The sequence below is a fragment of the Streptomyces sp. NPDC032745 genome, assembly GCF_055579465.1.
In genome coordinates, this window is sequence record NZ_JBVING010000010.1 from 54,435 (window position 1) to 77,114 (window position 22,680).

A 22,680-nucleotide genomic window follows, 5' to 3' on the forward strand; every position below is an offset into this window, starting at 1 on the left:
CGGTGCGGGTGTTTCCCCGCTCGGTGCGGGTGATCCCGCTCACATCCCCCGCCCTCGATTCTGACCCGCCGCACCCACATCAGCCACCGCCTGTGGACAACACAACGGCGACCATCACCCCGTAATACGACAGATCGGTCATATATACGCCTAGTCTGACATCGCGCCAGCTTCACACCTGGACCCGCACGGTCCACAGGGCTTGCGCACCCAGCCCCCTCATGCATGCCAGGGAAGGGACGGCACCCCATGCCCGCAGATCTCGCCGTCATCGGACTCGGCCACCTCGGCCTCCCGCTGGCCCAGGCGGCCGTCGCCGCCGGAATCGAGACGGTCGGCTACGACAGCGGTCCGGCCACGGACTCCACCCTCACCGCCGCCGAGGTCCGCCGCATGTCGGCCGCCGGCTTCCGGGTCACGACCAACCCCGCCGAACTCGGCAGGGTCCGCACCGCCGTCATCTGCGCCCCCACCCAGCTCGGCGCCGACCGCGCACTCGACCTCTCCGCCGTCGGCGAGGCGGGCCGCACGCTCGCCGCCCGGCTGCGCCCGCACACCACCGTCATCCTCGAATCCGCCGCCCACCCGGGCGTCACCGAGGACTACCTGCGCCCGATCCTCGAGACCGGCTCCGGACTGCGCGCCGGCCGGGACTTCCACCTGGCCTACTCCCCCAGCCGCCTCGACCCGGGCAACCGCACCCACGGCATCGCCAACACCCCCAAGGTGATCGGCGGCCTCACCCCCGCCTGCACCGAGTCCGCGCACGCCTTCTACGCCCGGCTCACCGAGAAGGTGGTCCGCGCGCGCGGTCTGCGCGAAGCCGAGACCGTGCAGCTCCTGGAGACCAACTACCGGCACGTCAACATCGCCCTCATGAACGAGATGGCGGTGCTCTGCCACGACCTCGGCGTCGACCTGTGGGACGTCATCCGCTGCGCCGAGACGAAGCCGTACGGATTCCAGGCCTTCCGGCCCGGTCCGGGAGTCGGCGGCCACGGCGTCCCCCTCGACCCCAACTACCTGCCCCACACCACCCGCACCCCGGGCCACCCCCTGCGCATGGTCGGGCTGGCGCAGGAGATCAACAGCCGGATGCCCCAGTACGTCATCCAGCGTTCCGCCACCTTGCTGAACGAGCACGGGAAATCGGCCCGCGGGGCCCGGGTCCTGCTGCTCGGCGTCACGTACAAGCCCGATCTGGGCGACCAGGAGGGCTCGCCCGCCTGCGAGATCGCCAGCCGCCTCCTCGACCTCGGCGCGCTGATCAGCTACCACGACCCGTACATCGCCGGATGGCGCGTCAGGGACCAGCCCGTCCCCCGTGCCGAATCCCTGTACGAGGCGGCCGCGAACGCCGACCTGACGATCCTGCTCCAGCACCACCGCACGTACGACCTCCAAGGTCTGGCGGTGAAGGCGCAGTTGCTGCTGGACACCCGCGGCGCCAGCCCGGCGGGCGCGGCACACCGGCTCTGACCACGCCGCAAATCCCTTCTCCGGATGCCGGATCCGGCTGCTAGCCTGCGGCGACTTATCTCGCACATACGTCCTGGGCTCCCTGTGCCTCCTGCACACGCCCACGCGTATGCCCGAATCCCTGGGGGGGATTTCTCATGAGCCAGCCATTCCAGCCGCCCGCGCCCGACTCCGCGACCCCGGCCGTCCCGTACCCGGCCGAGCCCGCCCGGACCGGCAACATCGGCCTCGGCATCGCCGCTGCCGTGGTCGCCGCCCTGGTCGCGGCCGCCGCGTACGGCGGGATCATGAACGCGATCGACCGCCAGATCGGCTACGCGGCGGTCGGCGTCGGCATCCTGGTCGGCTTCGCCGCCGGAAAGCTCGGCGGCAGGAACCCCGTGCTCCCCGTGGTCGGCGCGATCCTCTCGCTCGGCGCCGTCTACCTCGGCCAGCTGTTCTACATCGCGCTGCAACTGGCCGACTACGGCAACGTCGGCCTCGGCGACGTCCTGGACCACGAGGGCGTCAGCGGCCTGGGCGACATCTGGCAGAAGGGTGCGGAGGCGATGGACTACGTCTTCCTCGTCGTCGGCGGCTTCGTGGCCTTCGGCACGGCCCGGAAGATCAACGACTGATCCAAGGGCGCTTCTGAGCAGGCACGTTCGGCAGAAATCCCTGTTGACGGCCCGTCCGGCGGCCATATGATCCGCGCGTGTCCGCTCACCCCCCGCCCGGCCGGCCCGTCTTCGAACCCGCCGACCGCATCCCCGCCCTCGGCGCCCTGCGCGACGCCGTCCTGCGCCACGACTGGGACGCCGTGTCCGCCGCCTTCGAGGCGCACCCCGACGAGGACGACCGAGCCCTCGCCTGCCGGGTCGTCGCAGAGATCCCCGACCACGACGGGTTCCTGCGGCAGGCCGTGGACCGCGACCCGCACGGCCCGCTGGCCCGGTCCCTGCTCGCCGACCGGCTGATCCAGGCCGGCTGGGCCATCCGTTCCGGGTACCGCGCCCAGCACGTGACACGGCAGCAGTTCGACGAGTTCCACGCCCACCTGCGGCGCGCGGAGGTCCTGCTCATCGACGTCTGCGCCGAGCACCCTCAGTACGCGCTCGCCTGGTACCTGCGCGTCATCACCTCGCGCGGCCTCGAACTCGGCCCGGGCGAGACCCGGCGCCGGTACGACCGGCTCGCCGAGCACCACCCGCACCACTACCCCGGCCAGCAGCAGCTGCTCCAGCAGATCTGCCCCAAGTGGGGCGGAACCTGGGAGTCCGCGCACGGCTTCGCCGAGGAGTGCGCGAAGGCCGCGCCGCCCGGGAGCCCGAACGGCGCCCTGGTCGCGATCGCGCAGATGGAGCAGTACCTGGAGCTGCGGGAGCGGGCGGGCGACCGGACTGCAGAAACGTATCTGCGCGGCGCCGGGACCCGGCAGGCCCTCCTCGACGCCGCCGCGCACTCGGTCCTGCACCCCGCGGCCCGCGCCGAGGCGTACCAGCTCGTCGGCGCGCACAGCGCCTTCGCCGCCGCGCACTGCGCGGCCGGCCGGCACGCCGAGGCGGCCCCGCACTTCCGCGCCCTCGGCGACCGCGCGAGCGAGTTCCCGTGGGGCTACATCGGCGGCTCCGGCCACGAGGCCGAGTTCACCCGCCACCGCAAGACCGCCCTGGCGAAGGGCTGAGGGGGACACCATGGACACAGACACCACCGCACCCGTGACCGAGGCCGACGCCGAAGCCGACGCCGACGCCGAACCAGAAGCCGACACCAAGGCCACGACCGGCGCGGACGGCATCACCACCACCACCGTGGACGGCATCCGCACCGTCCTCGCCCCCCGCTCGGGTCTCCTCACCGCCGGGCTCCTCTTCCGCGTCGGACGCGCCGACGAGACCCTCGCCACCAGCGGCATCACCCATCTGGTCGAGCACCTCGCCCTGCACCGGCACGGCCTCGGCGACCTGCACTACAACGGCGCCACCGCCGCCGCGTACACCCACTTCCACGTCACCGGCTCTCCTGCCGACGTGGTCGAGTACCTCAACGGCGTGTGCGCGGCGCTGCGCGACCTCCCGATGGACCGGCTGGAGACCGAGAAGGAGATCCTGCGCACCGAGGCGGCACGCAAGGGCCACGGCCCGGCCCACGCCGCCACCCTGTGGCGCTACGGCTCCCGCTCGTACGGACTCACCGGCTACGCCGAGACGGGCCTGTACCGCCTGACCGCGGACGACGTCCGCGCGTGGGCGCAGACCCGGTTCACCGCCGAGAACGCCGTCCTGTGGATCACCGGCGACACCGTCCCCGAAGGCCTCGACCTCGCGCTCCCGAGCGGCGAGTGGCACCCGGCCCCGGCGGCCACCTCCGCGCTGCCCGCCACCCCCGCCTACTTCCGGGGCGACGAGCGCGGCGTCGTCCTGACCGCCGTCGTGCCCCGTTCCACCGAAGCGGGCCTGTTCGCCGAGGTCCTGGGCAAGGAGCTGTTCCGCGAGCTGCGCCAGAAGGGCGGCTACTCCTACACCGCGATCGGCGACTACTCCCCGCGCGACGCCGGCTCCGCGACCGTCACCGCGTACGCCGACACCCTCCCGCAGAAGCAGGACGCCGTGGTCGGCGCCTTCGTCGACGTCTTCGCGAAGCTCCGGGCCGGCCGGATCGAACAGGCCGACCTGGACTCCGTACGAGGATCCGCGCTGGCGCAGTTCGACACGCCGGAGCTCGCCGGCTGCATGCTCCCCGGGCATGCCGTGAACCTGCTGCTGGGCCACCGCAACCTCACCGTCGCCGAGGCCAGGGCCGAGATCGAGGCGGTCACCGTCGCCGACCTCCACCGGGTCGCCCGCGCCGTGTGGGACGACGCCCTGATGCAGGTGCCCGGCCGGGGCGTGGACTGGGCGGGCCTGGCGGCCGCGCCCACCGATTCCCCGGAGATCGTCAGCGGCCGGCGCCACCCGGCGGTGGCGGACCGGGGCGTCTTCCTGCGCCTGGCGGAAGACGGCGTCAGCCGGGTCTCGCCGGGCCAGCGGGTCAGCGTCCGGTATGCCGAATGCTCCCTGATGCAGGTCTACCCGGACGGCGCCCGCCACCTGGTCGGCCACGACGGCTTCACCGTCACCGTCGAGCCGACCCTCTACGACCGGATCACCCCCGCCGAACTGGCGGTGATCGACGCGGCCGTCCCGCCCTCGGTGGTGGTCGCGATGCCGCCCCGCCACCCGTCACGGATCCCGCAGCCGGCCGGGCCCGGACCGGCGGCCGCGCCCCCCGTGCGCGCCGTCTGGTTCACCGCGCTGCTGTGGGTGCTCGGTGTGCCCGGCCTGCTCATCGGCGGGTCGGCGCTCCTGCTGGCCCTCGCCCTGGGCGACGATCACGACCACATACCCCAGGACACCGCGCAGGACCTGCTCAAGTGGCTGATCCTCGCGGGCGTCTTCCTGATCCCGTGGGGCGTCTGTCTGGATCGCCGGTTCAAGGGCAAGAACTGACCGGCTCAGGGGGTGTCCGGCGGTTCACGGCCGGGCACCCCCTGACGCCGGAGGGCCGGCTCTCCCTGCGGAGAGCCGGCCCTCGGTGCGTACGGGTCAGCGGCGGTGCTGCGAGTCAGCGACCGTGACCTCGACCCGCTGGAACTCCTTGAGTTCGCTGTAGCCGGTGGTGGCCATCGAGCGGCGCAGCGCGCCGAAGATGTTCATCGAGCCGTCCGAGATGTGCGACGGGCCGGTGAGGATCTCCTCGGTGGTGCCGACCGTGCCCAGGTCGACCTTCTTGCCGCGCGGCACGTCCTCGTGGACGGCCTCCATGCCCCAGTGGTGGCCCTTGCCGGGCGCGTCGGTGGCCCGGGCCAGCGGGGAGCCCATCATCACGGCGTCGGCGCCGCAGGCGACGGCCTTCGGGATGTCGCCGGACCAGCCCACGCCGCCGTCGGCGATGACGTGCACGTAGCGGCCGCCCGACTCGTCCATGTAGTCGCGGCGGGCCGCGGCCACGTCCGCGACGGCGGTGGCCATCGGGACCTGGATGCCGAGCACGTTGCGCGTGGTGTGCGCGGCGCCGCCGCCGAAGCCGACCAGGACGCCCGCGGCGCCGGTGCGCATCAGGTGCAGGGCCGCGGTGTACGTGGCGCAGCCGCCGACGATGACCGGGACGTCGAGCTCGTAGATGAACTGCTTCAGGTTCAGCGGCTCGGCGGCGCCGGAGACGTGCTCCGCCGACACGGTGGTGCCGCGGATCACGAAGATGTCCACGCCGGCTTCGACGACGGCCTTGGAGAACTCGGCGGTGCGCTGCGGGGAGAGCGCGGCGGCGGTGACGACACCGGAGTCGCGGACCTCCTTGATGCGCTGCCGGATCAGGTCCGCCTGGATCGGGGCGGAGTAGATCTCCTGGAGACGACGGGTGGCGGACTCCTCGTCCAGCTCCGTGATCTCGTCGAGCAGGGGCTGCGGGTCCTCGTACCGGGTCCACAGGCCTTCGAGGTTCAGCACGCCGAGGCCGCCGAGCTCGCCGATGCGGATGGCGGTCTGCGGGGAGACGACCGAGTCCATGGGGGCGGCCAGGAACGGGAGCTCGAAGCGGTAGGCGTCGATCTGCCAGGCGATCGAGACCTCCTTCGGGTCCCGCGTCCGCCGGCTCGGGACGATGGCGATGTCGTCGAACGCGTACGCCCTGCGGCCGCGCTTGCCGCGCCCGATCTCGATCTCAGTCACGTGTGGTGGCCTTTCCTCTGGGTCTGCCCGTCCAGTATCCCCGAACCCCGGCGCCCCGCGTTCCGGTGACCGCTGTACGGACGCCGTGTTCAGCCCCGCCACCACCCGGCCCCGCCGGCGTTCGAGGCGTTGGGGGTCCCCTGGGCGGAGTCTGGGGGGAGGGTCTGGGGGCAGAGCCCCCGGCAACGGCGAGAGGCGGGCCCGGAAACCCGGACCCGCCTCCTGCGCTGACCCCTGTTACCCCTTACGGGAGTAGTTCGGCGCCTCGACCGTCATCTGGATGTCGTGCGGGTGGCTCTCCTTGAGGCCCGCCGAGGTGATGCGGACGAAGCGGCCGCGGTCCTGCAGCTCCGGCACCGTACGGCCGCCGACGTAGAACATCGACTGGCGCAGGCCGCCGACGAGCTGGTGCACGACCGCGGAGAGCGGGCCGCGGTACGGGACCTGCCCCTCGATGCCCTCGGGGATGAGCTTGTCGTCGCCGCCCACGCCCTCCTGGAAGTAGCGGTCCTTGGAGAAGGAGCGCTGGTCGCCGCGGGACTGCATCGCGCCGAGCGAGCCCATACCGCGGTACGACTTGAACTGCTTGCCGTTGATGAAGAGCAGCTCGCCCGGGGACTCCTCGCAGCCCGCGAGCAGCGAGCCGAGCATCACCGTGTCGGCGCCCGCGACGAGCGCCTTCGCGATGTCGCCGGAGTACTGCAGGCCGCCGTCGCCGATGACCGGGACGCCGGCCGCCTTCGCGGCGAGCGAGGCCTCGTAGATGGCGGTGACCTGCGGGACGCCGATGCCGGCGACGACGCGGGTGGTGCAGATGGAGCCGGGGCCGACGCCGACCTTGATGCCGTCGCAGCCGGCGTCGATCAGCGCCTGGGCGCCGTCGCGGGTGGCGACGTTGCCGCCGATGACGTCGACGGAGGAGTTCGACTTGATCTTGGCGACCATGTCGCCGACCAGGCGGGAGTGGCCGTGGGCGGTGTCGACGACGATGAAGTCGGCGCCCGCCTCGATCAGGGCCTGGGCGCGGTCGTACGCGTCGCCGGCGACGCCGACCGCGGCGCCGACCAGGAGGCGGCCGTCCTTGTCCTTGGCTGCGTTCGGGTACTTCTCGGCCTTGACGAAGTCCTTGACCGTGATGAGGCCCTTGAGGATGCCCGCGTCGTCGACCAGCGGGAGCTTCTCGATCTTGTGGCGGCGCAGCAGCTCCATGGCGTCGACGCCCGAGATGCCGACCTTGCCCGTGACCAGCGGCATCGGGGTCATGACCTCGCGCACCTGGCGGCTGCGGTCCGACTCGAAGGCCATGTCGCGGTTGGTGACGATACCGAGCAGCTTGCCCGCCGGGTCGGTGACCGGGACGCCGGAGATGCGGAACTTCGCGCAGAGCTCGTCGGCCTCGCGCAGCGTCGCGTCGGGGTGCACCGTGATCGGGTCGGTGACCATGCCGGACTCGGAGCGCTTGACCAGGTCCACCTGGTTCGCCTGGTCGGCGATCGACAGGTTGCGGTGCAGTACGCCGACGCCGCCCTGGCGGGCCATCGCGATGGCCATGCGGGCCTCGGTGACCTTGTCCATGGCGGCGGACAGCAGCGGAACGTTGACGCGCACGTTCCGGGAGATGAGGGAGGAGGTGTCGATCTCGTCCGGGGCCATGTCGGACGCGCCCGGCAGCAGCAGGACGTCGTCATAGGTGAGGCCGAGTGTGGCGAATTTGTCGGGCACTCCGTCGGCGTTCACAGTCATGACACCTTCCCAATGGTCTTGCTCAGCGCGGATCTCCATGCTAACGGGATCGCGACGCGTCTCATTCCACGAGCCGGGTCAAGCCCAAGTTTCGTGGCTTCCTCCTATTGATCGCCGACCTATCGACCGTCCACAGGATTCGGCCGGAGCCCGGCGGTTGCCCGGCTATTGCTCGGCGAGCGCACGCAGCCGGCTGAGCGCACGGTGCTGGGCCACCCGCACCGCACCGGGGGACATCCCGAGCATCTGCCCGGTCTCCTCGGCCGTCAGCCCGACCGCCACCCGCAGTACGAGGAGCTCGCGCTGGTTCTCCGGAAGGTTGGCCAGCAGCTTCTTGGCCCAGGCGGCGTCGCTGCTCAGCAGCGCCCGCTCCTCCGGGCCCAGGGAGTCGTCCGGCCGCTCGGGCATCTCGTCGGAGGGCACGGCCGTGCTGCCCGGGTGCCGCATGGCGGCCCGCTGCAGGTCGGCGACTTTGTGCGCGGCGATGGCGAAGACGAAGGCCTCGAAGGGACGCCCGGTGTCCCGGTACCGCGGGAGCGCCATCAGGACGGCGACGCACACCTCCTGCGCCAGGTCCTCCACGAAGTGGCGGGCGTCGCCCGGAAGGCGCGAGAGCCGGGCGCGGCAGTAGCGGATGGCCAGCGGGTGCACGAAGGCGAGCAGGTCGTGCGTCGCCTGCTCGTCACCCTCCACCGCACGGCGTACGAGCGCGCTGACGGCCCCGGCGCTGCCGCTCTTGGCGGCGCCGGTGGAGCCTGTGGCCGCGGGTGACCCCAGGGCCTCGTCGTCGCGCATCAATCCATGGTGCCTTGGCGCCGGAGCATTCGCGCCGCCACGGCCCGTGTTGTGCGTCGAAGCGTTATGAGCGGGTGCGCCTGAACCCATCACTGCGCCCTCCCCTCCCGCTCGACCGAGTACTCCCCGAGGCCCCATCCCAGAAAATGCGCCACACCTCAAGCATGCGGCATCGCGCGCGAAGCGACACGTCCCCCGGATTGTGCCCCGCCGATCCCCGGGTACGCACCGGGTGCGACGGGACGGAAACAGGCGGGACGGTCCTCCGGACGGACCGTACGGGACACGGGACCGGACAGGACCGGACCGGACGTGGTCGGGCCCGATCGGCGGCACGCGGCGTGCCGCCCCGCCCGCCGGTGGCGGACGGGACCGCTCTCAGCGTCCGGCCTGCGGGCTCGCGGTCAGCGGACCAGGCCCCAGCGGAACCCGAGCGCCACGGCGTGCGCCCGGTCCGAGGCGCCCAGCTTCTTGAACAGCCGGCGGGCGTGCGTCTTGACCGTGTCCTCGGAGAGGAAGAGCTCGCGCCCGATCTCCGCGTTGGACCGGCCGTGGCTCATGCCCTCCAGGACCTGGATCTCGCGCGCGGTGAGCGTGGGCGCGGCGCCCATCTCGGCCGAGCGGAGCCGGCGCGGGGCCAGCCGCCAGGTCGGGTCGGCGAGCGCCTGGGTGACCGTGGCCCGCAGTTCGGCGCGCGAGGCGTCCTTGTGCAGATAGCCCCGGGCGCCGGCGGCGACCGCGAGGGCCACGCCGTCCAGGTCCTCGGCCACCGTCAGCATGATGATGCGGGCGCCCGGATCGGCCGAGAGCAGCCGGCGTACCGTCTCCACACCGCCGAGCCCGGGCATCCGTACATCCATCAGAATCAGGTCGGAGCGGTCGGCACCCCAGCGGCGGAGGACTTCCTCGCCGTTGGCAGCCGTCGTCACACGCTCGACGCCGGGCACGGTGGCAACCGCGCGACGGAGCGCCTCTCGGGCAAGCGGGGAGTCGTCGCAGACGAGGACGGAAGTCATGACCGCCCTCCGCAGCTGCTGATGCGCGTCACCTTGAGCCTCCAGGCTGGTACGTATCGTCACCTGTGCGGTCGATGCCCTCGGACACCTGTCCGGGAACTTCTTGGTTCAACCGCCTTCGCACTCTCAACGATGGTCACTCGAAAGAGTTACGGGTCGGACGGACACCTTCGGCACTCTACGTGAGGAAGCGATCACGACGTGGGTGCCACTCGCTGCATGTCCTCCATCTGGAGCTATGCCCTATTTGGCGGCTTTCCTTCCGTTTGGCACGTGTCTGAGGCTAGATTCCCAATGAGTCATATTTACATCTACTCCGACAGTAGGTGTGGAGACTTGGACCGTATCCGTCTCAGTACCGGCACCAAGAGGACTACCCATGGCAGATTTCTCCCGCCTCCCCGGACCGAACGCCGACCTCTGGGACTGGCAGCTGCTGGCCGCCTGCCGAGGGGTCGACAGCTCCCTCTTCTTCCACCCGGAAGGCGAGCGGGGCGCGGCGAGGAGTGCGCGCGAGGCCTCGGCTAAAGAGGTCTGCATGAGATGCCCGGTGCGCTCGGAATGCGCCGCGCACGCACTGGCCGTCCGCGAGCCCTACGGGGTGTGGGGCGGGCTCACCGAAGACGAACGCGAAGAGCTCATGGGGCGCGCACGCCATCGCCTGATCCCCGCATCGAGCACGATCGGCCCCGTCCCCCCGCACTGATCCACGGGTTCGCGGAAACGTACGAAGGAACGTTTCCTCACCCCGTACGCGGACCGGAACGCCACGCGTTCGGCCGTATCGCCGTACCGCCGTACGGTCAACGGTCAGCGCGTGGCGGCCCGCTCCAGTTCGGCCAGGGTGGCCGCCACGGCCGGCACCCGCGCCAGGTCGGGCAGCGTCAGCGCCACGACCTCCCGCTCCACGGCCGGTTCCACGGCCACCGTGCTCACGCCCTTGGCCCGTACGGACTCCACCGCGAGCTCCGGCAGCACCGCGACGCCCAGCCCGGCGCCGACCAGGCCGACCACGGCCGGGTAGTCGTCGGTCGCGAAGTCGATGCGCGGGGTGAAGCCCACCTCCTCGCACACCTCCACCAGGTGGCGGCGGCAGCGCGGACAGCCCGCGATCCAGGGCTCGTCGGCGAGTTCCGCCATGCCCACCCGCTCGGCCCCGGCCAGCCGGTGCCCGTCCGGCACCAGCCCGACGAGCCGGTCCGTCAGCAGCGGCCGCACCACGAGGTCCTCCCACTCGGCGGCCGATCCGGCGGCCCCGCCGTACCGGAAGGCCAGCGCCAGGTCGCAGTCGCCCTCGCGCAGCATCTCCACCGACCGCGGCGGCTCCGCCTCGACCAGCGAGATCCGCGTACCGGGGTGCTCGGCGCGCATCGCGGCCAGCGCGGTCGGCACCAGCGTGGAGCTCCCGCTGGGGAAGGACACCAGCCGGACCCGGCCCGCGCGCAGCCCGGCGATCGCAGCGACCTCCTCCTCGGCGGCGGTCAGCCCGGCGAGGATCCCGGCGGCGTGCCGCACCAGGGCCGTACCGGCCTGGGTCAGCCGCATCTCGCGGCCGGCCCGGATGAGCAGCGGGGTGCCGGCCGACTGTTCCAGCGCCTTCATCTGCTGGGAGACGGCGGGCTGGGTGCACCCGAGCTCGCGGGCGGCGGCGGAGAAGGACCCGGTGCCGGCCACGGCGCGCAGCACCCGGAGATGACGTGCCTCGATCATTCTCCGAGCATAAGCCCAGCTTTGAGCACAGCGCGAATACTCCCGTGCCCCTTTGAGGAAGCTGGACTACCGTGGTCTCCATGGCCTTCATCGCCCCCCTCGCCCCCCTGCACGTCCTCTCCGTGAACCTCGGCCGCGCGACGGCCGTCGACTACACCGACGCGGCGGTCGGAGTCACCGGCATCGGCAAGCGCCCCTCCCCCGGCCCGGTCCGGGTGTCCGCCCCGGGGCCCAAGGGCACCGGCGGCAGCGGCCTCGAGGGCGACGCCGTCTGCGACCTGCGCCACCACGGCGGGGACCACCAGGCCGTCTACGCCTACGCGCGCGAGGACCTGGACTGGTGGGAGGGCGAGCTGGACCGCGAACTGCCCGCCGGGCTCTTCGGCGAGAACCTCACCACCTCCGGCCTCGACGTGACCGGGGCGCTGCTCGGGGAGCGCTGGCGGATCGGCGCGGGCCTCGTCCTCGAGGTGGCCTCGGCCCGCATTCCGTGCCGGACCTTCCAGGGCGCCCTCGGCGAGCCGGCCTGGGTCAAGCGGTACACGCAGGCCGCGCGGCCGGGTGCGTACCTGCGCGTGGTCCAGGAGGGCACGGTCTCCCCCGGCGACGGCATCGAGGTCATCCACCGCCCGGACCACGACGTGACGGTGGAACTCTGGTTCCGGGCCTTCACCACGGACCGGTCGCTGCTCCCGCGCACGCTGGCGGCGGGCGCGGCGATGGAGCCGCAGGCCCACGAGACGGCCCGCGCGTACATGGAGAAGTACGGGACGCAGTACGGGAAGTAGCCCGGCGAGCAACCCGGCAAGGGGCCCTCGAACAGGGCGAATGTAGCCGGAAGTAGCGGTTCCGCAGCGGCAAGCGACGACGGACGGCAGGAAGCGTCACGAAGGGGTACCGCCCGGCGGGCTCCCCTTGAGCTGTCACCCAGGACGGCTAGGTTGCGCCTATGACGACTGCGTTGATTACGGGATCCACGGCGGGCATCGGCGCCGCATTCGCCCGGCGACTCGCCGCCCAGGGCCACAACCTCGTACTGGTGGCCCGCGACACCAAGCGGCTCGGCGAGCAGGCCACCGAGCTGCACGACCGGCACGGCATCGAGGCCGAGGTGCTGGCCGCCGACCTGTCCACCGACGAGGGCATCGCGGCGGTCGAGCAGCGCCTCGGCGACCGTACGCACCCGGTGGACCTGCTGGTCAACAACGCGGGCTTCGGCAACAAGGGCCGCTACCTCGAGGTCTCCATGGCCGACGAGCTCACCATGCTGAAGGTGCACATCGAGGCGGTCCTGCGGCTGACCTCGGCAGCCACCGGATCGATGCGCTCGCGCGGCCGCGGCGGCGTCGTCAACGTGGCCTCGGTGGCGGCCTTCGTGCCGCGCGGCACGTACGGGGCGAGCAAGGCCTGGGTCGTGCAGTTCACCCAGGGCGCGGCGAAGGACCTGGCGGGATCCGGCGTACGGCTGATGGCGCTGTGCCCCGGCTTCGTGCGGACGGAGTTCCACCAGCGCGCCGGCATGGGCACGGACAACATCCCCAACTGGATGTGGCTGGACGCGGACAAGCTGGTGGCCGCAGCCCTGGACGACCTGGCGCGGGGCAAGACGGTCTCGATCCCGGATCCGCGGTACAAGGCGCTGATGGGCGTGGTGAAGCTGACGCCGCGCGGGCTGCTGGGCGGGGTGTCCTCGCGTACGGGCCGCAAGTACGGCCCCCAGTAGCCCGGGTGACCGCGAAGTGACCTACGGGTAGGCCGGTCCCGAAAACCGGCCGACCGGGTGAAATCTCCCTAAACTGGACGTGTCCGATCCAGCCCGGGAGACGCCATGACATTCGTACAAATAGTCGATTATGAGACCAGTAGGCCCGAGGCCGTCAACGAGGTCTTCGACCGGTACCTGGCACAGACGCAGGGCAAGCGCACCGTGTCCCACACCATGGTGGGCAGGGACCGCGAATCCGAACGGCACTTCGTCGACGTCGTCGAATTCCCGTCGTACGAAGACGCCATGAAGAACTCTCATCTCCCGGAGACGGACAAGATGTTCCAGGAGATGGTGGCCCTCTGCGACGGGATGCCCCGGTTCACCAACCTGGACGTCATCCGCGACGAGCACCTCAACACGCTGCTCGCGAACCGCATGTTCGACGAGCTGGCGATGAAGGGCGACATGTCCGCCGCCGACGAGATCTTCGCGTCGGACTACCGCGACCACGACATCTCCAACCCCACGGACAAGATGGGCCCCGAAGGCATGCGCGAGGACGTGCAGATGTGGCGCAGCGCCTTCGACTTCACCTTCACGCGGGACGCCCAGATGGCGCAGGACGACTACATCACCACCCTGTGGACCTGGACCGGCAAGCACAAGGGCGAGTTCATGGGGATCGCCCCGACCGGCAAGACCTGCACGATGACCGGCACGACGGTCTTCCGCTGCGAGGACGGGAAGATCAAGGAAGGCTGGTGGCACTACGACGCCATGCGCCTGATGAAGGAACTCGGCGCGATGTAGTGCTCCCCGGCACGGGGAAGACCCTGCTCAAGGGAAGGCCCTGAGCAGGGAAAAGGCCCCGGTCACCACCGCGTTGACGATGGCGGCCGGGGCCTGTTCAGCTACTCGGCGGGTCAGTGGCTGTGGCCGTGACCGTGGCCGTGACCGTGGGCGTCGCCCTCTTCCTCGGCCGGCTTCTCGACGACCAGGGTTTCGGTCGTGAGCAGCAGGGAGGCGATGGAAGCGGCGTTCTCCAGCGCGGAGCGGGTGACCTTGACCGGGTCGATGACACCGGCCTTGACCAGGTCGCCGTACTCGCCGGTGGCGGCGTTGAAGCCCTGGCCCTTGTCGAGCTCGGCGACCTTCGAGGTGATGACGTAGCCCTCGAGGCCGGCGTTCTCGGCGATCCAGCGCAGCGGCTCGACGGCGGCGCGGCGCACGACCGCGACACCGGTGGCCTCGTCGCCGGACAGGCCCAGGTTGCCTTCCAGCACCTTCACGGCGTGGACGAGCGCGGAGCCACCGCCGGAGACGATGCCCTCCTCGACCGCGGCGCGGGTCGCCGAGATGGCGTCCTCGAGGCGGTGCTTCTTCTCCTTGAGCTCCACCTCGGTGGCGGCGCCGACCTTGATGACGCAGACGCCGCCGGCGAGCTTCGCCAGGCGCTCCTGCAGCTTCTCGCGGTCCCAGTCCGAGTCGGTCGACTCGATCTCGGCCTTGATCTGGTTGACGCGGCCGAGGACCTCGTCGTGGCTGCCGCCACCGTCGACGATGGTGGTGTCGTCCTTGGAGATGGTCACGCGGCGGGCGGAGCCCAGTACGTCCAGACCGGCCTGGTCGAGCTTGAGGCCGACCTCCTCGGCGATGACGGTGGCACCGGTGAGGGTGGCCATGTCCTGGAGCATCGCCTTGCGGCGGTCGCCGAAGCCGGGGGCCTTGACGGCGACCGCGTTGAAGGTGCCGCGGATCTTGTTGACGACGAGGGTGGAGAGCGCCTCGCCCTCGACGTCCTCGGCGATGATCAGCAGCGGCTTCGAGGCGCCGGCCTGGATGACCTTCTCGAGCAGCGGCAGGAGGTCCTGGATGGAGGAGATCTTGCCCTGGTTGATCAGGATGTACGGGTCGTCGAGGACGGCCTCCATACGCTCCTGGTCGGTGACCATGTACGGCGAGAGGTAGCCCTTGTCGAAGGCCATGCCCTCGGTGAACTCCAGCTCCAGGCCGAAGGCGTTGGACTCCTCGACGGTGATGACACCGTCCTTGCCGACCTTGTCCATCGCCTCGGCGATGAGCTCGCCGACCTGCTGGTCCTGCGCGGAGAGCGCGGCCACGGCGGCGATGTCGGACTTGTCCTCGATCGGGCGGGCGGTCGCGAGGAGCTCCTCGGACACGGCCTTGACCGCGGCGTCGATGCCCTTCTTCAGGGCGGCCGGGGAGGCACCCGCGGCGACGTTGCGCAGACCCTCGCGGACCAGCGCCTGGGCCAGCACGGTGGCGGTGGTGGTGCCGTCACCCGCGATGTCGTTGGTCTTGGTCGCCACCTCCTTCACGAGCTGCGCGCCCAGGTTCTCGTACGGGTCGTCCAGCTCGACCTCGCGGGCGATGGTGACACCGTCGTTGGTGATGGTGGGGGCGCCGAACTTCTTGTCGATGACGACGTTGCGGCCCTTGGGGCCGATCGTCACCTTGACCGTGTCGGCAAGCTTGTTGACGCCGCGCTCGAGGGCGCGACGGGCGTCCTCGTCGAACTTCAGGATCTTCGCCATGGGAGCGGTTCAGCCCTCTCGAAAACTCGGGTTTAACGAACTGCGCCCCTTGCCGCCCGGCAATCAGCGGGGTGACCAGGGGCGCAGCTCAGCAATACAGGTGAAGCGAAATACCGGTGCGTCTTACTTCTCGATGATCGCGAGCACGTCGCGAGCCGAGAGGACGAGGTACTCCTCGCCGCTGTACTTCACTTCGGTGCCGCCGTACTTGCTGTACAGCACGATGTCGCCGACGCTGACGTCCAGCGGGAGACGCTGGCCGTCCTCGAAGCGACCCGGGCCCACGGCGAGGACGACGCCCTCCTGGGGCTTCTCCTTCGCGGTGTCCGGGATGACCAGGCCGGAAGCCGTGGTCTGCTCGGCGTCGAGCGGCTGGACCACGATGCGGTCCTCGAGCGGCTTGATGGCAACCTTGGAGCTGGTGGTCGTCACGATCCGACCTCCCCCTTCGGAGATCTCACGGGGCTAACTGTCTAGGTGGCGACCAGGTGGATCCGTCGTCGCGGGTGCCGGACCTGCCCGTCGCTGTGTTGGCACTCACCGGTGGCGAGTGCCAGGTGCGAGACTATTCCGGCGATTAGCACTCGGTCAAGCGGAGTGCCAATTCAGCCTCCGCGCGGCGTCACCGTCCGGCCGGGCCGCGGCGGCGCGCCGCGAGACGCAGGGCCCGGGCATGAGTACCCGTACTCAGGTGCGGGCGGCGCCCCCGGGGCGACACTGCGGCCATGACGACACCCGCACACGGCAGGCGCACCGGATCCGACTGGGGCGCGGACATCGCCACGGCCCTGCTGCTGACCGTACTGGAGGCCTTCGTCCTCACCGTCGGCCTCTACGTGGCGATGATGGCCGCCTGGGACGCCGAGGGCACCGGCGGCGACGGCCGTACGGTCCTGACCCTGCTGCTGGGCGGACTCATCCTGGCCGCGCTGGCCATCGGGGTCGTCTCGGGCCGCGCCTTCCGCCGCAGCGCGCCCGTCACCGGATGCGTCCAGGCACTGGTGTGCGCGGCCGTGCTCGTGGGCGCCGCCGCCCTGGCCTACCAGGGCCGCGCCGAGCTGCGGCCGGATCCGCCCGCGCCCTCGTCCCCGTACAACGGCACGTACGGGCAGTGCTTCAGCGGCGGCGACAACCACGAGTGCCCGGCCGGGTGATGTGGCCGGTATGTGACAGTTGAGCCGTGCGCATCCTCGTGGTGGAAGACGAAGAGAACCTGGCCGAGTCCCTCCGCCAGGGCCTGTCCGCCGACGGCCACCGCGTCGAGGTCGCCCACGACGGCCACCGCGGCCTCGAACTGGCCCTCACCGGCGGCCCGTACGACGCCGTCCTGCTGGACCTGATGCTCCCCGGCCTCGGCGGCGCCGGGATCTGCGCCCGGATGCGCGCCCACGGCGACCCCACGCCCGTCCTGATCCTGACCGCCAAGGACGGCGAGCACGACGAGGCCGAGGGCCTGGACGCGGGCGCCGACGACTACCTCACCAAGCCCTTCTCCTTCGTCGTGCTCGGCGCCCGGCTGCGCGCCCTCGCCCGCCGCGCCGCCGCCCCCGAGCCCGCCGTGCTGCGGGCCGGCGACCTGGTCCTGGACCCGCAGGACCGCCGCTGCCGCCGCGGCACCCACGACATCGAGCTCACCGCGCGCGAGCTCGGCGTGCTCGCCTGCCTGATGGAGCGCCCCGGCCGGGCCGTCGCCAAACAGGACATCCTCGACGAGGTCTGGGACGTCCCCCACGGCATCGACCCCAACATCGTCGAGGTGTACGTCTCCTCGCTGCGCAAGAAGGTCGACGCCCCTTTCGGCCGCCGCTCGATCCGCACCGTCCACGGCACCGGCTACCGGATGGCCCCGGACGGTGGCTAGGACCGGCCGGTCGAAAACGGCCGGATCGGACCGGTCGCAAGGCCGAGGAGAGGGCCCGTGCCGTGGCGATGGGTCCGGCCCGGTCCGCAGGACCGGCGCCGGGCCGCTCCGGCGCCGCGCCGCCGTGGCCGCCGCCCTCGCGATGACCGCGGTCCTGGGCGTCGGCGGGCTGTGGCTGTACGCGCTGCTGCGGACCAACCTCCTCGACAACACCACCAACCGCACCGAGCTGGCCGCCCGCAAGGTCGCCGCCCAGCTCGACGGCCGCGCCCTCCCGCCCGGCGGCCGGCTGCCCGCGCCGGAGAGCGGGGTGGACCTGGTCCTCGTACGGGACGCGCAGGGGCGGACCGTCGCTTCCACCGGGGACCTCGGGGACGCCCCCGACCTCGGCGGCCTGGGCCCGCCGGCACCGGGGGCTTCCGGTGCACCGGGCGCATCCGGCGAGGACTCGCGGTCGGCTGTGCTGCCGCCCGCGCGCCCCGGCGCGGAACGGCGCGCCGTGGTCGTGGTGGATGCGCCGGGCGCGCACCAGGTGTACGCCGTCACCGTGCTCGGCGACGTGGACGACGCGACCCGGGCCATCGCCCTCGGCCTGCTGGCCGGCGCGCCCCCGCTGATCGGCTTCGCGGCGGCCCTGGCCCGGTGGGTGACAGGCCACGCGCTGCGGCCGGTCACCGCGATCCGGACCGGGCTGGCGGCGGTCACCGCCAGCGAGCTGGACCGGCGGGTTCCGGATCCGGGCGGGGCGGACGAGATCGCCGAGCTGGCCCGGACCGTCAACGACACGCTCGACCGGCTGGAGCGGTCCGACGCCCGGCAGCGGCAGTTCACCGCCGACGCCTCGCACGAGCTGCGCAATCCGCTGGCCGCGGTCCGGTCCCGGCTGGAGGTGGCCCTGGACCGCCCCGACCGGGAGTCGGTCGCGGCCGCGCTGGCCGATACCGAGCGGCTCCAGCGCATCGCCGCCGACCTCTTGCTGCTGGCCCGCCTGGACGGCGGCCCGGTGCCGGCACCTCGGACCGAGCCCGTGGACCTGGCGCTGCTGGCCGCGGAGGACCTGGCCCGGCGCCCCTCCCCGCGGGTTCCGCTCCGGCTGGACGCGCCGGCGCCCGTACCGGCGGCCGGGGACCCGGCGCGCCTCGAGCGGGCGCTGGCCAACCTCGTGGACAACGCGCTGCGGCACGCCCGTACGGAGGTCGTCGTACGGGCGGCCGCCGAGTCCGCACGGTCCCCGGACGGCGCCGGCTGGACGGTGCTGGAGGTCGAGGACGACGGCCCGGGCATCCCGGAGGCGGACCGGGACCGGGTCTTCGAGCGGTTCGTCCGGCTCGACGCGGACCGCGGCCGGGCCGGCGGCGGTACGGGCCTCGGCCTGTCCATCGTCCGCGAGATCGCCCGCGCCCACGGCGGCGAGGCGCGCGCCCTGCCCGCGCGCGCGGGCGGCCCCGGCATCCGCGTGGTCCTGCGCCTGCCGGCGGGCGGGCCCGGACCGGCGACGCGGTCCGGGTCCGGGTCCTCAGAGTCCTGAACGTCCTGAACGTCATTTCAGGACTCTCAGGAATCCTTCAGCGCCCCTCCCCCACCATCGACTGGCATGAGCGCGCACCGGAGGAAGACCAGCCACCCCGCCCGCCGGCCCCGTCGGCAACCGGCACGACGCCGCCCCCGCCGCATCGCCCGCACCCTGCTCGTCACCGCCTGCGCCCTGGCCGTCATGGCCGCCGCCGGCGCCTGGTACGCGTACCGGGACCTCGCCGGCAGCATCGGCAGCTCCAAGGCCCTGGAGGGCGCCGAGAAGTCGCAGTACGGGGACACCAACATCCTGCTGATCGGCCTGGACAGCCGCCGCGACCAGAACGGCGAGGAGCTGCCGGAGGAGGTCCTCGGCAAACTGCACGCCGGCAGCTCCGACATCGGCGGCTACAACGCGAACACCCTGATCCTGCTCCACGTCCCCGGCGACGGCAGCCGGGCGAAGGCCTTCTCGGTCCCGCGCGACGACTTCGTCGGCATACCGGGCCAGGGCAAGGACAAGATCAAGAAGGCGTACGGGCTGGCGAAGGCGAAGGAGGAGGAGCGGCTCTCGGGCCAGGGGGTCAAGGACCGGCGCCAACTGGAGCGCGAGGGGCGGGAGGCCGGGCGCAAGGCCCAGATCGAGACGGTACGCAACTTCCTGGGCGTCCCGGTCGATCACTTCGCCGAACTGAACCTGGCCGGTTTCCATCACCTGGCGGACGCGCTGGGCGGCGTACCGGTGTGCCTGAAGAAGCCGGTGCAGGACAAGTACTCGGGCGCCGACTTCCCGGCGGGCCGCCAGACCCTGAACGGTCAGCAGTCCCTGGCCTTCGTACGCCAGCGGCACGGCCTGGACATGGGCGATCTGGACCGGACGAAGCGGCAGCAGGCCTTTCTGGCGGGCGCCACGCAGAAGCTGAACTCGGCCGGGACCTTCACCGATCCGGTCAGGCTGATGAAGCTGATCGACGCCGCGAAACAGGACGTGGTGACGGACGAGGGCTGGGACCTGCTGTCGTTCGTGAAGCAGGCGAAGAACCTGTCCGGCGGGAAGGTGGCGTTCACGACACTGCCCGTCGAGCGGTTCGGAAGGAACCATGGCGAGGACATAAACGTCGTAGACGATATGAAGATAAAGCGCCTCATTGCCGAGCAGATCGGACCGGAGGCTTCCGCCTCTGCGGCCGCTCCGAGCCCGAGCGACGCACCGGGGGCGCCTCCGGGACCGGCTTCCGCCGCCCCGGCTCCGGCCGCGAGCGGCAGCCCCGCCATCGACGGTGGCGGCATCCCGTGCGTGGACTGAGGCCCCTCACGACGGCGGGCGCGCGCCGCCGTACCGAGGCGCTGCTCCTCGTCTTCGTCGTCGCCCTCACCGTCTTCGGGCATGCGAGCGCCGGCCTGGCGATGAACGGCGAGCTGCCCGGCAGCCTCACGGGTTTCACGATCAGCATGACGCTGCTGGCCCTGGTGGGGCACCTGGGCGTGCGCCGGTTCGCGGCGTACGCGGATCCGCTGATCTTCCCGCTCGCCATGCTGCTGTCCGGGCTGGGGCTGGTGCTGCTGCACCGGCTCGACCAGTCGTACATCGCCCGGTACGGCGGCGAGGCGAACGCGCCGGGGCAGCTGCAGTGGACGGTCATCGGCGTGGCCGCGTGCCTGGCGGTGGTGGCGCTGCTGCGCGACCACCGCCTGCTGCAGCGGTTCATCTACATCACGATGGCCGTCGCGCTGGTGCTGCTGATCGCGCCGGCGTTCTTCGGCGCGGACACGTACGGGGCGAAGCGCTGGATCATCCTGTTCGGATTCTCGCTGCAGCCGGGCGAGTTCGTGAAGATCATGATCTCGGTCTTCTTCGCGGGGTACCTGGTCATCCACCGTGACTCGCTGGCCCTGACGGGGCGGAAGTTCCTGGGCATGCGGCTGCCGCCGATGCGGCAGCTCGGGCCGATCATCACGGTGTGGATCGTGTCGCTGCTGGTGCTGGTCTTCGAGCGCGACCTGGGTACGTCGCTGATCTTCTTCGGCGTGTTCGTGGTGATGCTGTACGTCGCCACCGAGCGCACCAGCTGGATCGTGACCGGGCTGCTCATGGCGGCGGCGGGCGCCTTCGTGGTGGGCTCGACGGAACCGCACGTCAAGGGGCGTGTGGCCGCCTGGCTGGAGCCGCTGTCGTACTACTGGAAGGAGCGGCCGCCGGGGGTCATCTCGGACCAGTCCGCGCAGGCGCTGTTCAGCTTCGGCACCGGCGGCATGTCGGGCACGGGGCTGGGGAAGGGCCATCCCGAGCTGATCGGCTTCGCAGGGCGCAGCGACTTCATCCTGACCACGGTGGGCGAGGAGCTCGGGCTGGCCGGGGTCATGGCGGTGCTGATCCTGTACGCACTGCTGGTCCAGCGGGGGCTGCGGATGGCGCTGGGCGCCCGCGACCCGTTCGGGAAGCTGCTGGCGGTGGGCCTGTCGGCGGCGCTGGCGCTCCAGGTCTTCGTGGTGGCGGGCGGCGTGACGGGCCTGATCCCGCTGACCGGCAAGGCGCTGCCGTTCCTGGCGAAGGGCGGCTCCTCCCTCCTGGCCAACTGGATCATGATCGCCCTCCTCCTCCGCATCAGCGACAGCGCGGAACGCCAACGCGAGGCGGACGCCCGCGGACCGGCGGAGACGACGATCACGCCGGTGGTGGCCGCGACCCGCTGAGGGGGCCTCGGGGGCGGGATCCCGGCTGGTCCGCCGAGGCGGGAACCCTCCGGGCGGGCGATCTTACCGATTGGTGACGTGGAGCCTCCGGGGCGTCCGCAGGGGCCGTTGCGCATCTAGCGTGATCAGCACGTCCCCCGTATGCGACCGGCCAGAAGGCGGAGAAGAAATGACTGTTGAGACGCTTCCGACGATCTGCACCTACCCCGAGTGCACCAACCACGTCGAAGCGCCGACGCCCGGCACCCCGGCGCCTCGTTACTGCGCTCACCCCGACCACAACGCGCTGGGCGCCTTCCGGAAGTTCCGCGCCTCGCGGCAGCAGCGCAAGGAAGAGAAGCGTCAGGCGGCCGAGGCCAAGAAGGCGGCCAAGGCGGCGGGCGGCGTCCAGATGCCCGTCGCCCACGCGCCCGACTCGGCCCTTCCCCAGGCCGAGGAGGCGATGGAAGCCGTTGCCGTACAGGACGGGGCCGCGGCTCGTGACGATCTCATCGGGCTCGTGTCCCGACTGGCCACGGACCTGCCCGCCTACATCGAAGAGCTGGCCATCATCACGGACTCGGTCGCCGCCGAGGCGCGCATCGAGACCGTGACCAAGGCTGCTGCGCAGCGGACCCTGGCGGCCGAGCAGCGCACCGCGCTGGCGGAGGAGGCCGCGGAGATGGCCATCGCCGAGCTGGACGGGGCCACGCAGCGCTTCGAGGAGGAGGCGGAGAAGATCCGCACGGAGGCCGCGCAGCAGGTGTCGGACGTGGAGTTCGTGCGTGCCGAGCTCGAGCGCTACCGCGAGCGGGTCGGCCAGCTCGAGGAGCGTCTCGACAAGGTGCGCGAGGAGGCGGACGCCGCCCGCAGGGAGCGCGGCGACCTCGCGCTGGAGCTCCAGCGGCACCACGCCGAGCACACCAAGTAGGCGTCCGGG

At 71.7% G+C, this 22,680-nt stretch carries 21 protein-coding genes; 14 read left to right on the forward strand and 7 right to left on the reverse strand.

Going from position 1 to position 22,680, the window contains the following annotated elements; genetic code table 11:
- Window positions 1-249 precede the first annotated feature (249 nt).
- The 4 genes from ACZ5WG_RS24980 to ACZ5WG_RS24995 all read left to right on the forward strand — a co-directional run bounded on the left by ACZ5WG_RS24980 (window position 250) and on the right by ACZ5WG_RS24995 (window position 4,946).
- Window positions 250-1,479 (forward strand): nucleotide sugar dehydrogenase, encoded by a 1,230-nt coding sequence (locus ACZ5WG_RS24980; RefSeq protein ID WP_468726055.1) that lies wholly within the window; start codon window positions 250-252, stop codon window positions 1,477-1,479.
- 137 nt (window positions 1,480-1,616) lie between these two features.
- The gene (locus tag ACZ5WG_RS24985; protein ID WP_468726056.1) at window positions 1,617-2,096 is read left to right on the forward strand and encodes a hypothetical protein; all 480 of its coding nucleotides are present in this window, start codon (window positions 1,617-1,619) and stop codon (window positions 2,094-2,096) included.
- A gap of 77 nt (window positions 2,097-2,173) precedes the next feature.
- Window positions 2,174-3,142: a hypothetical protein gene (locus tag ACZ5WG_RS24990; protein ID WP_468726058.1), complete on the forward strand. Its 969-nt coding sequence runs from the start codon at window positions 2,174-2,176 to the stop codon at window positions 3,140-3,142.
- 10 nt (window positions 3,143-3,152) lie between these two features.
- The gene (locus tag ACZ5WG_RS24995) at window positions 3,153-4,946 is read left to right on the forward strand and encodes a M16 family metallopeptidase (protein WP_468726059.1); all 1,794 of its coding nucleotides are present in this window, start codon (window positions 3,153-3,155) and stop codon (window positions 4,944-4,946) included.
- A 96-nt stretch (window positions 4,947-5,042) separates the two neighbouring features.
- On the opposite strand, the gene ACZ5WG_RS25000 is transcribed toward ACZ5WG_RS24995, so the two are convergent.
- The 4 genes from ACZ5WG_RS25000 to ACZ5WG_RS25015 form a co-directional block, all read right to left on the reverse strand.
- Window positions 5,043-6,167 carry a GuaB3 family IMP dehydrogenase-related protein gene (locus ACZ5WG_RS25000; protein ID WP_468726061.1) on the reverse strand — a complete coding sequence of 375 codons (1,125 nt, stop codon included), beginning with the start codon at window positions 6,165-6,167 and terminating at the stop codon, window positions 5,043-5,045.
- A gap of 237 nt (window positions 6,168-6,404) precedes the next feature.
- Window positions 6,405-7,910, reverse strand: a complete 1,506-nt coding sequence (gene guaB, locus ACZ5WG_RS25005) for an IMP dehydrogenase (protein ID WP_468726063.1) — start codon at window positions 7,908-7,910, stop codon at window positions 6,405-6,407.
- Window positions 7,911-8,075: 165 nt separating this feature from the next.
- Entirely contained in the window at window positions 8,076-8,705 is a 630-nt protein-coding gene (locus ACZ5WG_RS25010; RefSeq protein ID WP_468726064.1) for a sigma-70 family RNA polymerase sigma factor, read from the reverse strand.
- Between the two features lie 404 nt (window positions 8,706-9,109).
- The gene (locus ACZ5WG_RS25015) at window positions 9,110-9,721 is read right to left on the reverse strand and encodes a response regulator transcription factor (protein ID WP_003948568.1); all 612 of its coding nucleotides are present in this window, start codon (window positions 9,719-9,721) and stop codon (window positions 9,110-9,112) included.
- Window positions 9,722-10,100: 379 nt separating this feature from the next.
- Between ACZ5WG_RS25015 and ACZ5WG_RS25020 the strand changes: the two genes are divergently transcribed.
- Window positions 10,101-10,427, forward strand: coding sequence for a WhiB family transcriptional regulator (locus ACZ5WG_RS25020; RefSeq protein ID WP_030298281.1), 327 nt, complete (start codon window positions 10,101-10,103; stop codon window positions 10,425-10,427).
- A gap of 104 nt (window positions 10,428-10,531) precedes the next feature.
- Here ACZ5WG_RS25020 and ACZ5WG_RS25025 read toward each other — a convergent pair whose 3' ends face one another.
- Entirely contained in the window at window positions 10,532-11,431 is a 900-nt protein-coding gene (locus ACZ5WG_RS25025) for a LysR family transcriptional regulator (protein WP_053786418.1), read from the reverse strand.
- A gap of 80 nt (window positions 11,432-11,511) precedes the next feature.
- Here ACZ5WG_RS25025 and ACZ5WG_RS25030 point away from each other — a divergent pair, with 80 nt between their 5' ends.
- The 3 genes from ACZ5WG_RS25030 (at window position 11,512) to ACZ5WG_RS25040 (ending at window position 13,949) form a co-directional block, all read left to right on the forward strand.
- Window positions 11,512-12,219 carry an MOSC domain-containing protein gene (locus tag ACZ5WG_RS25030; protein ID WP_468726065.1) on the forward strand — a complete coding sequence of 236 codons (708 nt, stop codon included), beginning with the start codon at window positions 11,512-11,514 and terminating at the stop codon, window positions 12,217-12,219.
- Between the two features lie 161 nt (window positions 12,220-12,380).
- A complete protein-coding gene (locus tag ACZ5WG_RS25035; protein WP_468726067.1) occupies window positions 12,381-13,154 on the forward strand; it encodes an SDR family NAD(P)-dependent oxidoreductase in 774 nt (257 codons plus the stop codon).
- Window positions 13,155-13,259: 105 nt separating this feature from the next.
- Entirely contained in the window at window positions 13,260-13,949 is a 690-nt protein-coding gene (locus ACZ5WG_RS25040) for an ester cyclase (RefSeq protein ID WP_468726069.1), read from the forward strand.
- 113 nt (window positions 13,950-14,062) lie between these two features.
- Here ACZ5WG_RS25040 and groL read toward each other — a convergent pair whose 3' ends face one another.
- Both groL and groES read right to left on the reverse strand, forming a co-directional pair.
- The gene (groL, locus tag ACZ5WG_RS25045; RefSeq protein ID WP_468726071.1) at window positions 14,063-15,694 is read right to left on the reverse strand and encodes a chaperonin GroEL; all 1,632 of its coding nucleotides are present in this window, start codon (window positions 15,692-15,694) and stop codon (window positions 14,063-14,065) included.
- A 123-nt stretch (window positions 15,695-15,817) separates the two neighbouring features.
- Window positions 15,818-16,126 (reverse strand): co-chaperone GroES, encoded by a 309-nt coding sequence (groES, locus tag ACZ5WG_RS25050; protein WP_030154760.1) that lies wholly within the window; start codon window positions 16,124-16,126, stop codon window positions 15,818-15,820.
- 293 nt (window positions 16,127-16,419) lie between these two features.
- On the opposite strand from groES, the gene ACZ5WG_RS25055 reads away from it, so the two are divergent.
- The 6 genes from ACZ5WG_RS25055 to ACZ5WG_RS25080 all read left to right on the forward strand — a co-directional run bounded on the left by ACZ5WG_RS25055 (window position 16,420) and on the right by ACZ5WG_RS25080 (window position 22,671).
- Complete coding sequence (locus ACZ5WG_RS25055; RefSeq protein ID WP_468726072.1) at window positions 16,420-16,848, forward strand: DUF6234 family protein; 429 nt, start codon at window positions 16,420-16,422, stop codon at window positions 16,846-16,848.
- A gap of 26 nt (window positions 16,849-16,874) precedes the next feature.
- Window positions 16,875-17,555, forward strand: coding sequence for a response regulator transcription factor (locus tag ACZ5WG_RS25060; RefSeq protein ID WP_468726073.1), 681 nt, complete (start codon window positions 16,875-16,877; stop codon window positions 17,553-17,555).
- A gap of 124 nt (window positions 17,556-17,679) precedes the next feature.
- Window positions 17,680-19,083, forward strand: a complete 1,404-nt coding sequence (locus tag ACZ5WG_RS25065; protein WP_468726075.1) for a sensor histidine kinase — start codon at window positions 17,680-17,682, stop codon at window positions 19,081-19,083.
- 66 nt (window positions 19,084-19,149) lie between these two features.
- Window positions 19,150-20,373: an LCP family protein gene (locus ACZ5WG_RS25070; protein ID WP_468726076.1), complete on the forward strand. Its 1,224-nt coding sequence runs from the start codon at window positions 19,150-19,152 to the stop codon at window positions 20,371-20,373.
- Window positions 20,361-21,761 carry an FtsW/RodA/SpoVE family cell cycle protein gene (locus tag ACZ5WG_RS25075; RefSeq protein ID WP_468726078.1) on the forward strand — a complete coding sequence of 467 codons (1,401 nt, stop codon included), beginning with the start codon at window positions 20,361-20,363 and terminating at the stop codon, window positions 21,759-21,761. The genes ACZ5WG_RS25070 and ACZ5WG_RS25075 overlap by 13 nt, the downstream gene beginning before the upstream one ends.
- Window positions 21,762-21,930: 169 nt before the next feature.
- Window positions 21,931-22,671, forward strand: a complete 741-nt coding sequence (locus ACZ5WG_RS25080) for a hypothetical protein (RefSeq protein ID WP_468726080.1) — start codon at window positions 21,931-21,933, stop codon at window positions 22,669-22,671.
- Window positions 22,672-22,680 lie beyond the last annotated feature (9 nt).

Excerpts from the sequence above, each read along its gene's own strand:
- ACZ5WG_RS24980 (WP_468726055.1), top strand. The coding sequence starts at position 250 with ATGCCCGCAGATCTCGCCGTCATCGGACTCGGCCACCTCGGCCTCCCG.
- ACZ5WG_RS24985 (WP_468726056.1), top strand. The coding sequence starts at position 1,617 with ATGAGCCAGCCATTCCAGCCGCCCGCGCCCGACTCCGCGACCCCGGCC.
- ACZ5WG_RS24995 (WP_468726059.1), top strand. The coding sequence starts at position 3,153 with ATGGACACAGACACCACCGCACCCGTGACCGAGGCCGACGCCGAAGCC.
- guaB (WP_468726063.1), bottom strand. The coding sequence starts at position 7,910 with ATGACTGTGAACGCCGACGGAGTGCCCGACAAATTCGCCACACTCGGC.
- ACZ5WG_RS25010 (WP_468726064.1), bottom strand. The coding sequence starts at position 8,705 with ATGCGCGACGACGAGGCCCTGGGGTCACCCGCGGCCACAGGCTCCACC.
- ACZ5WG_RS25015 (WP_003948568.1), bottom strand. The coding sequence starts at position 9,721 with ATGACTTCCGTCCTCGTCTGCGACGACTCCCCGCTTGCCCGAGAGGCG.
- ACZ5WG_RS25020 (WP_030298281.1), top strand. The coding sequence starts at position 10,101 with ATGGCAGATTTCTCCCGCCTCCCCGGACCGAACGCCGACCTCTGGGAC.
- ACZ5WG_RS25025 (WP_053786418.1), bottom strand. The coding sequence starts at position 11,431 with ATGATCGAGGCACGTCATCTCCGGGTGCTGCGCGCCGTGGCCGGCACC.
- ACZ5WG_RS25030 (WP_468726065.1), top strand. The coding sequence starts at position 11,512 with ATGGCCTTCATCGCCCCCCTCGCCCCCCTGCACGTCCTCTCCGTGAAC.
- ACZ5WG_RS25035 (WP_468726067.1), top strand. The coding sequence starts at position 12,381 with ATGACGACTGCGTTGATTACGGGATCCACGGCGGGCATCGGCGCCGCA.
- ACZ5WG_RS25040 (WP_468726069.1), top strand. The coding sequence starts at position 13,260 with ATGACATTCGTACAAATAGTCGATTATGAGACCAGTAGGCCCGAGGCC.
- groL (WP_468726071.1), bottom strand. The coding sequence starts at position 15,694 with ATGGCGAAGATCCTGAAGTTCGACGAGGACGCCCGTCGCGCCCTCGAG.
- ACZ5WG_RS25055 (WP_468726072.1), top strand. The coding sequence starts at position 16,420 with ATGACGACACCCGCACACGGCAGGCGCACCGGATCCGACTGGGGCGCG.
- ACZ5WG_RS25070 (WP_468726076.1), top strand. The coding sequence starts at position 19,150 with ATGAGCGCGCACCGGAGGAAGACCAGCCACCCCGCCCGCCGGCCCCGT.
- ACZ5WG_RS25080 (WP_468726080.1), top strand. The coding sequence starts at position 21,931 with ATGACTGTTGAGACGCTTCCGACGATCTGCACCTACCCCGAGTGCACC.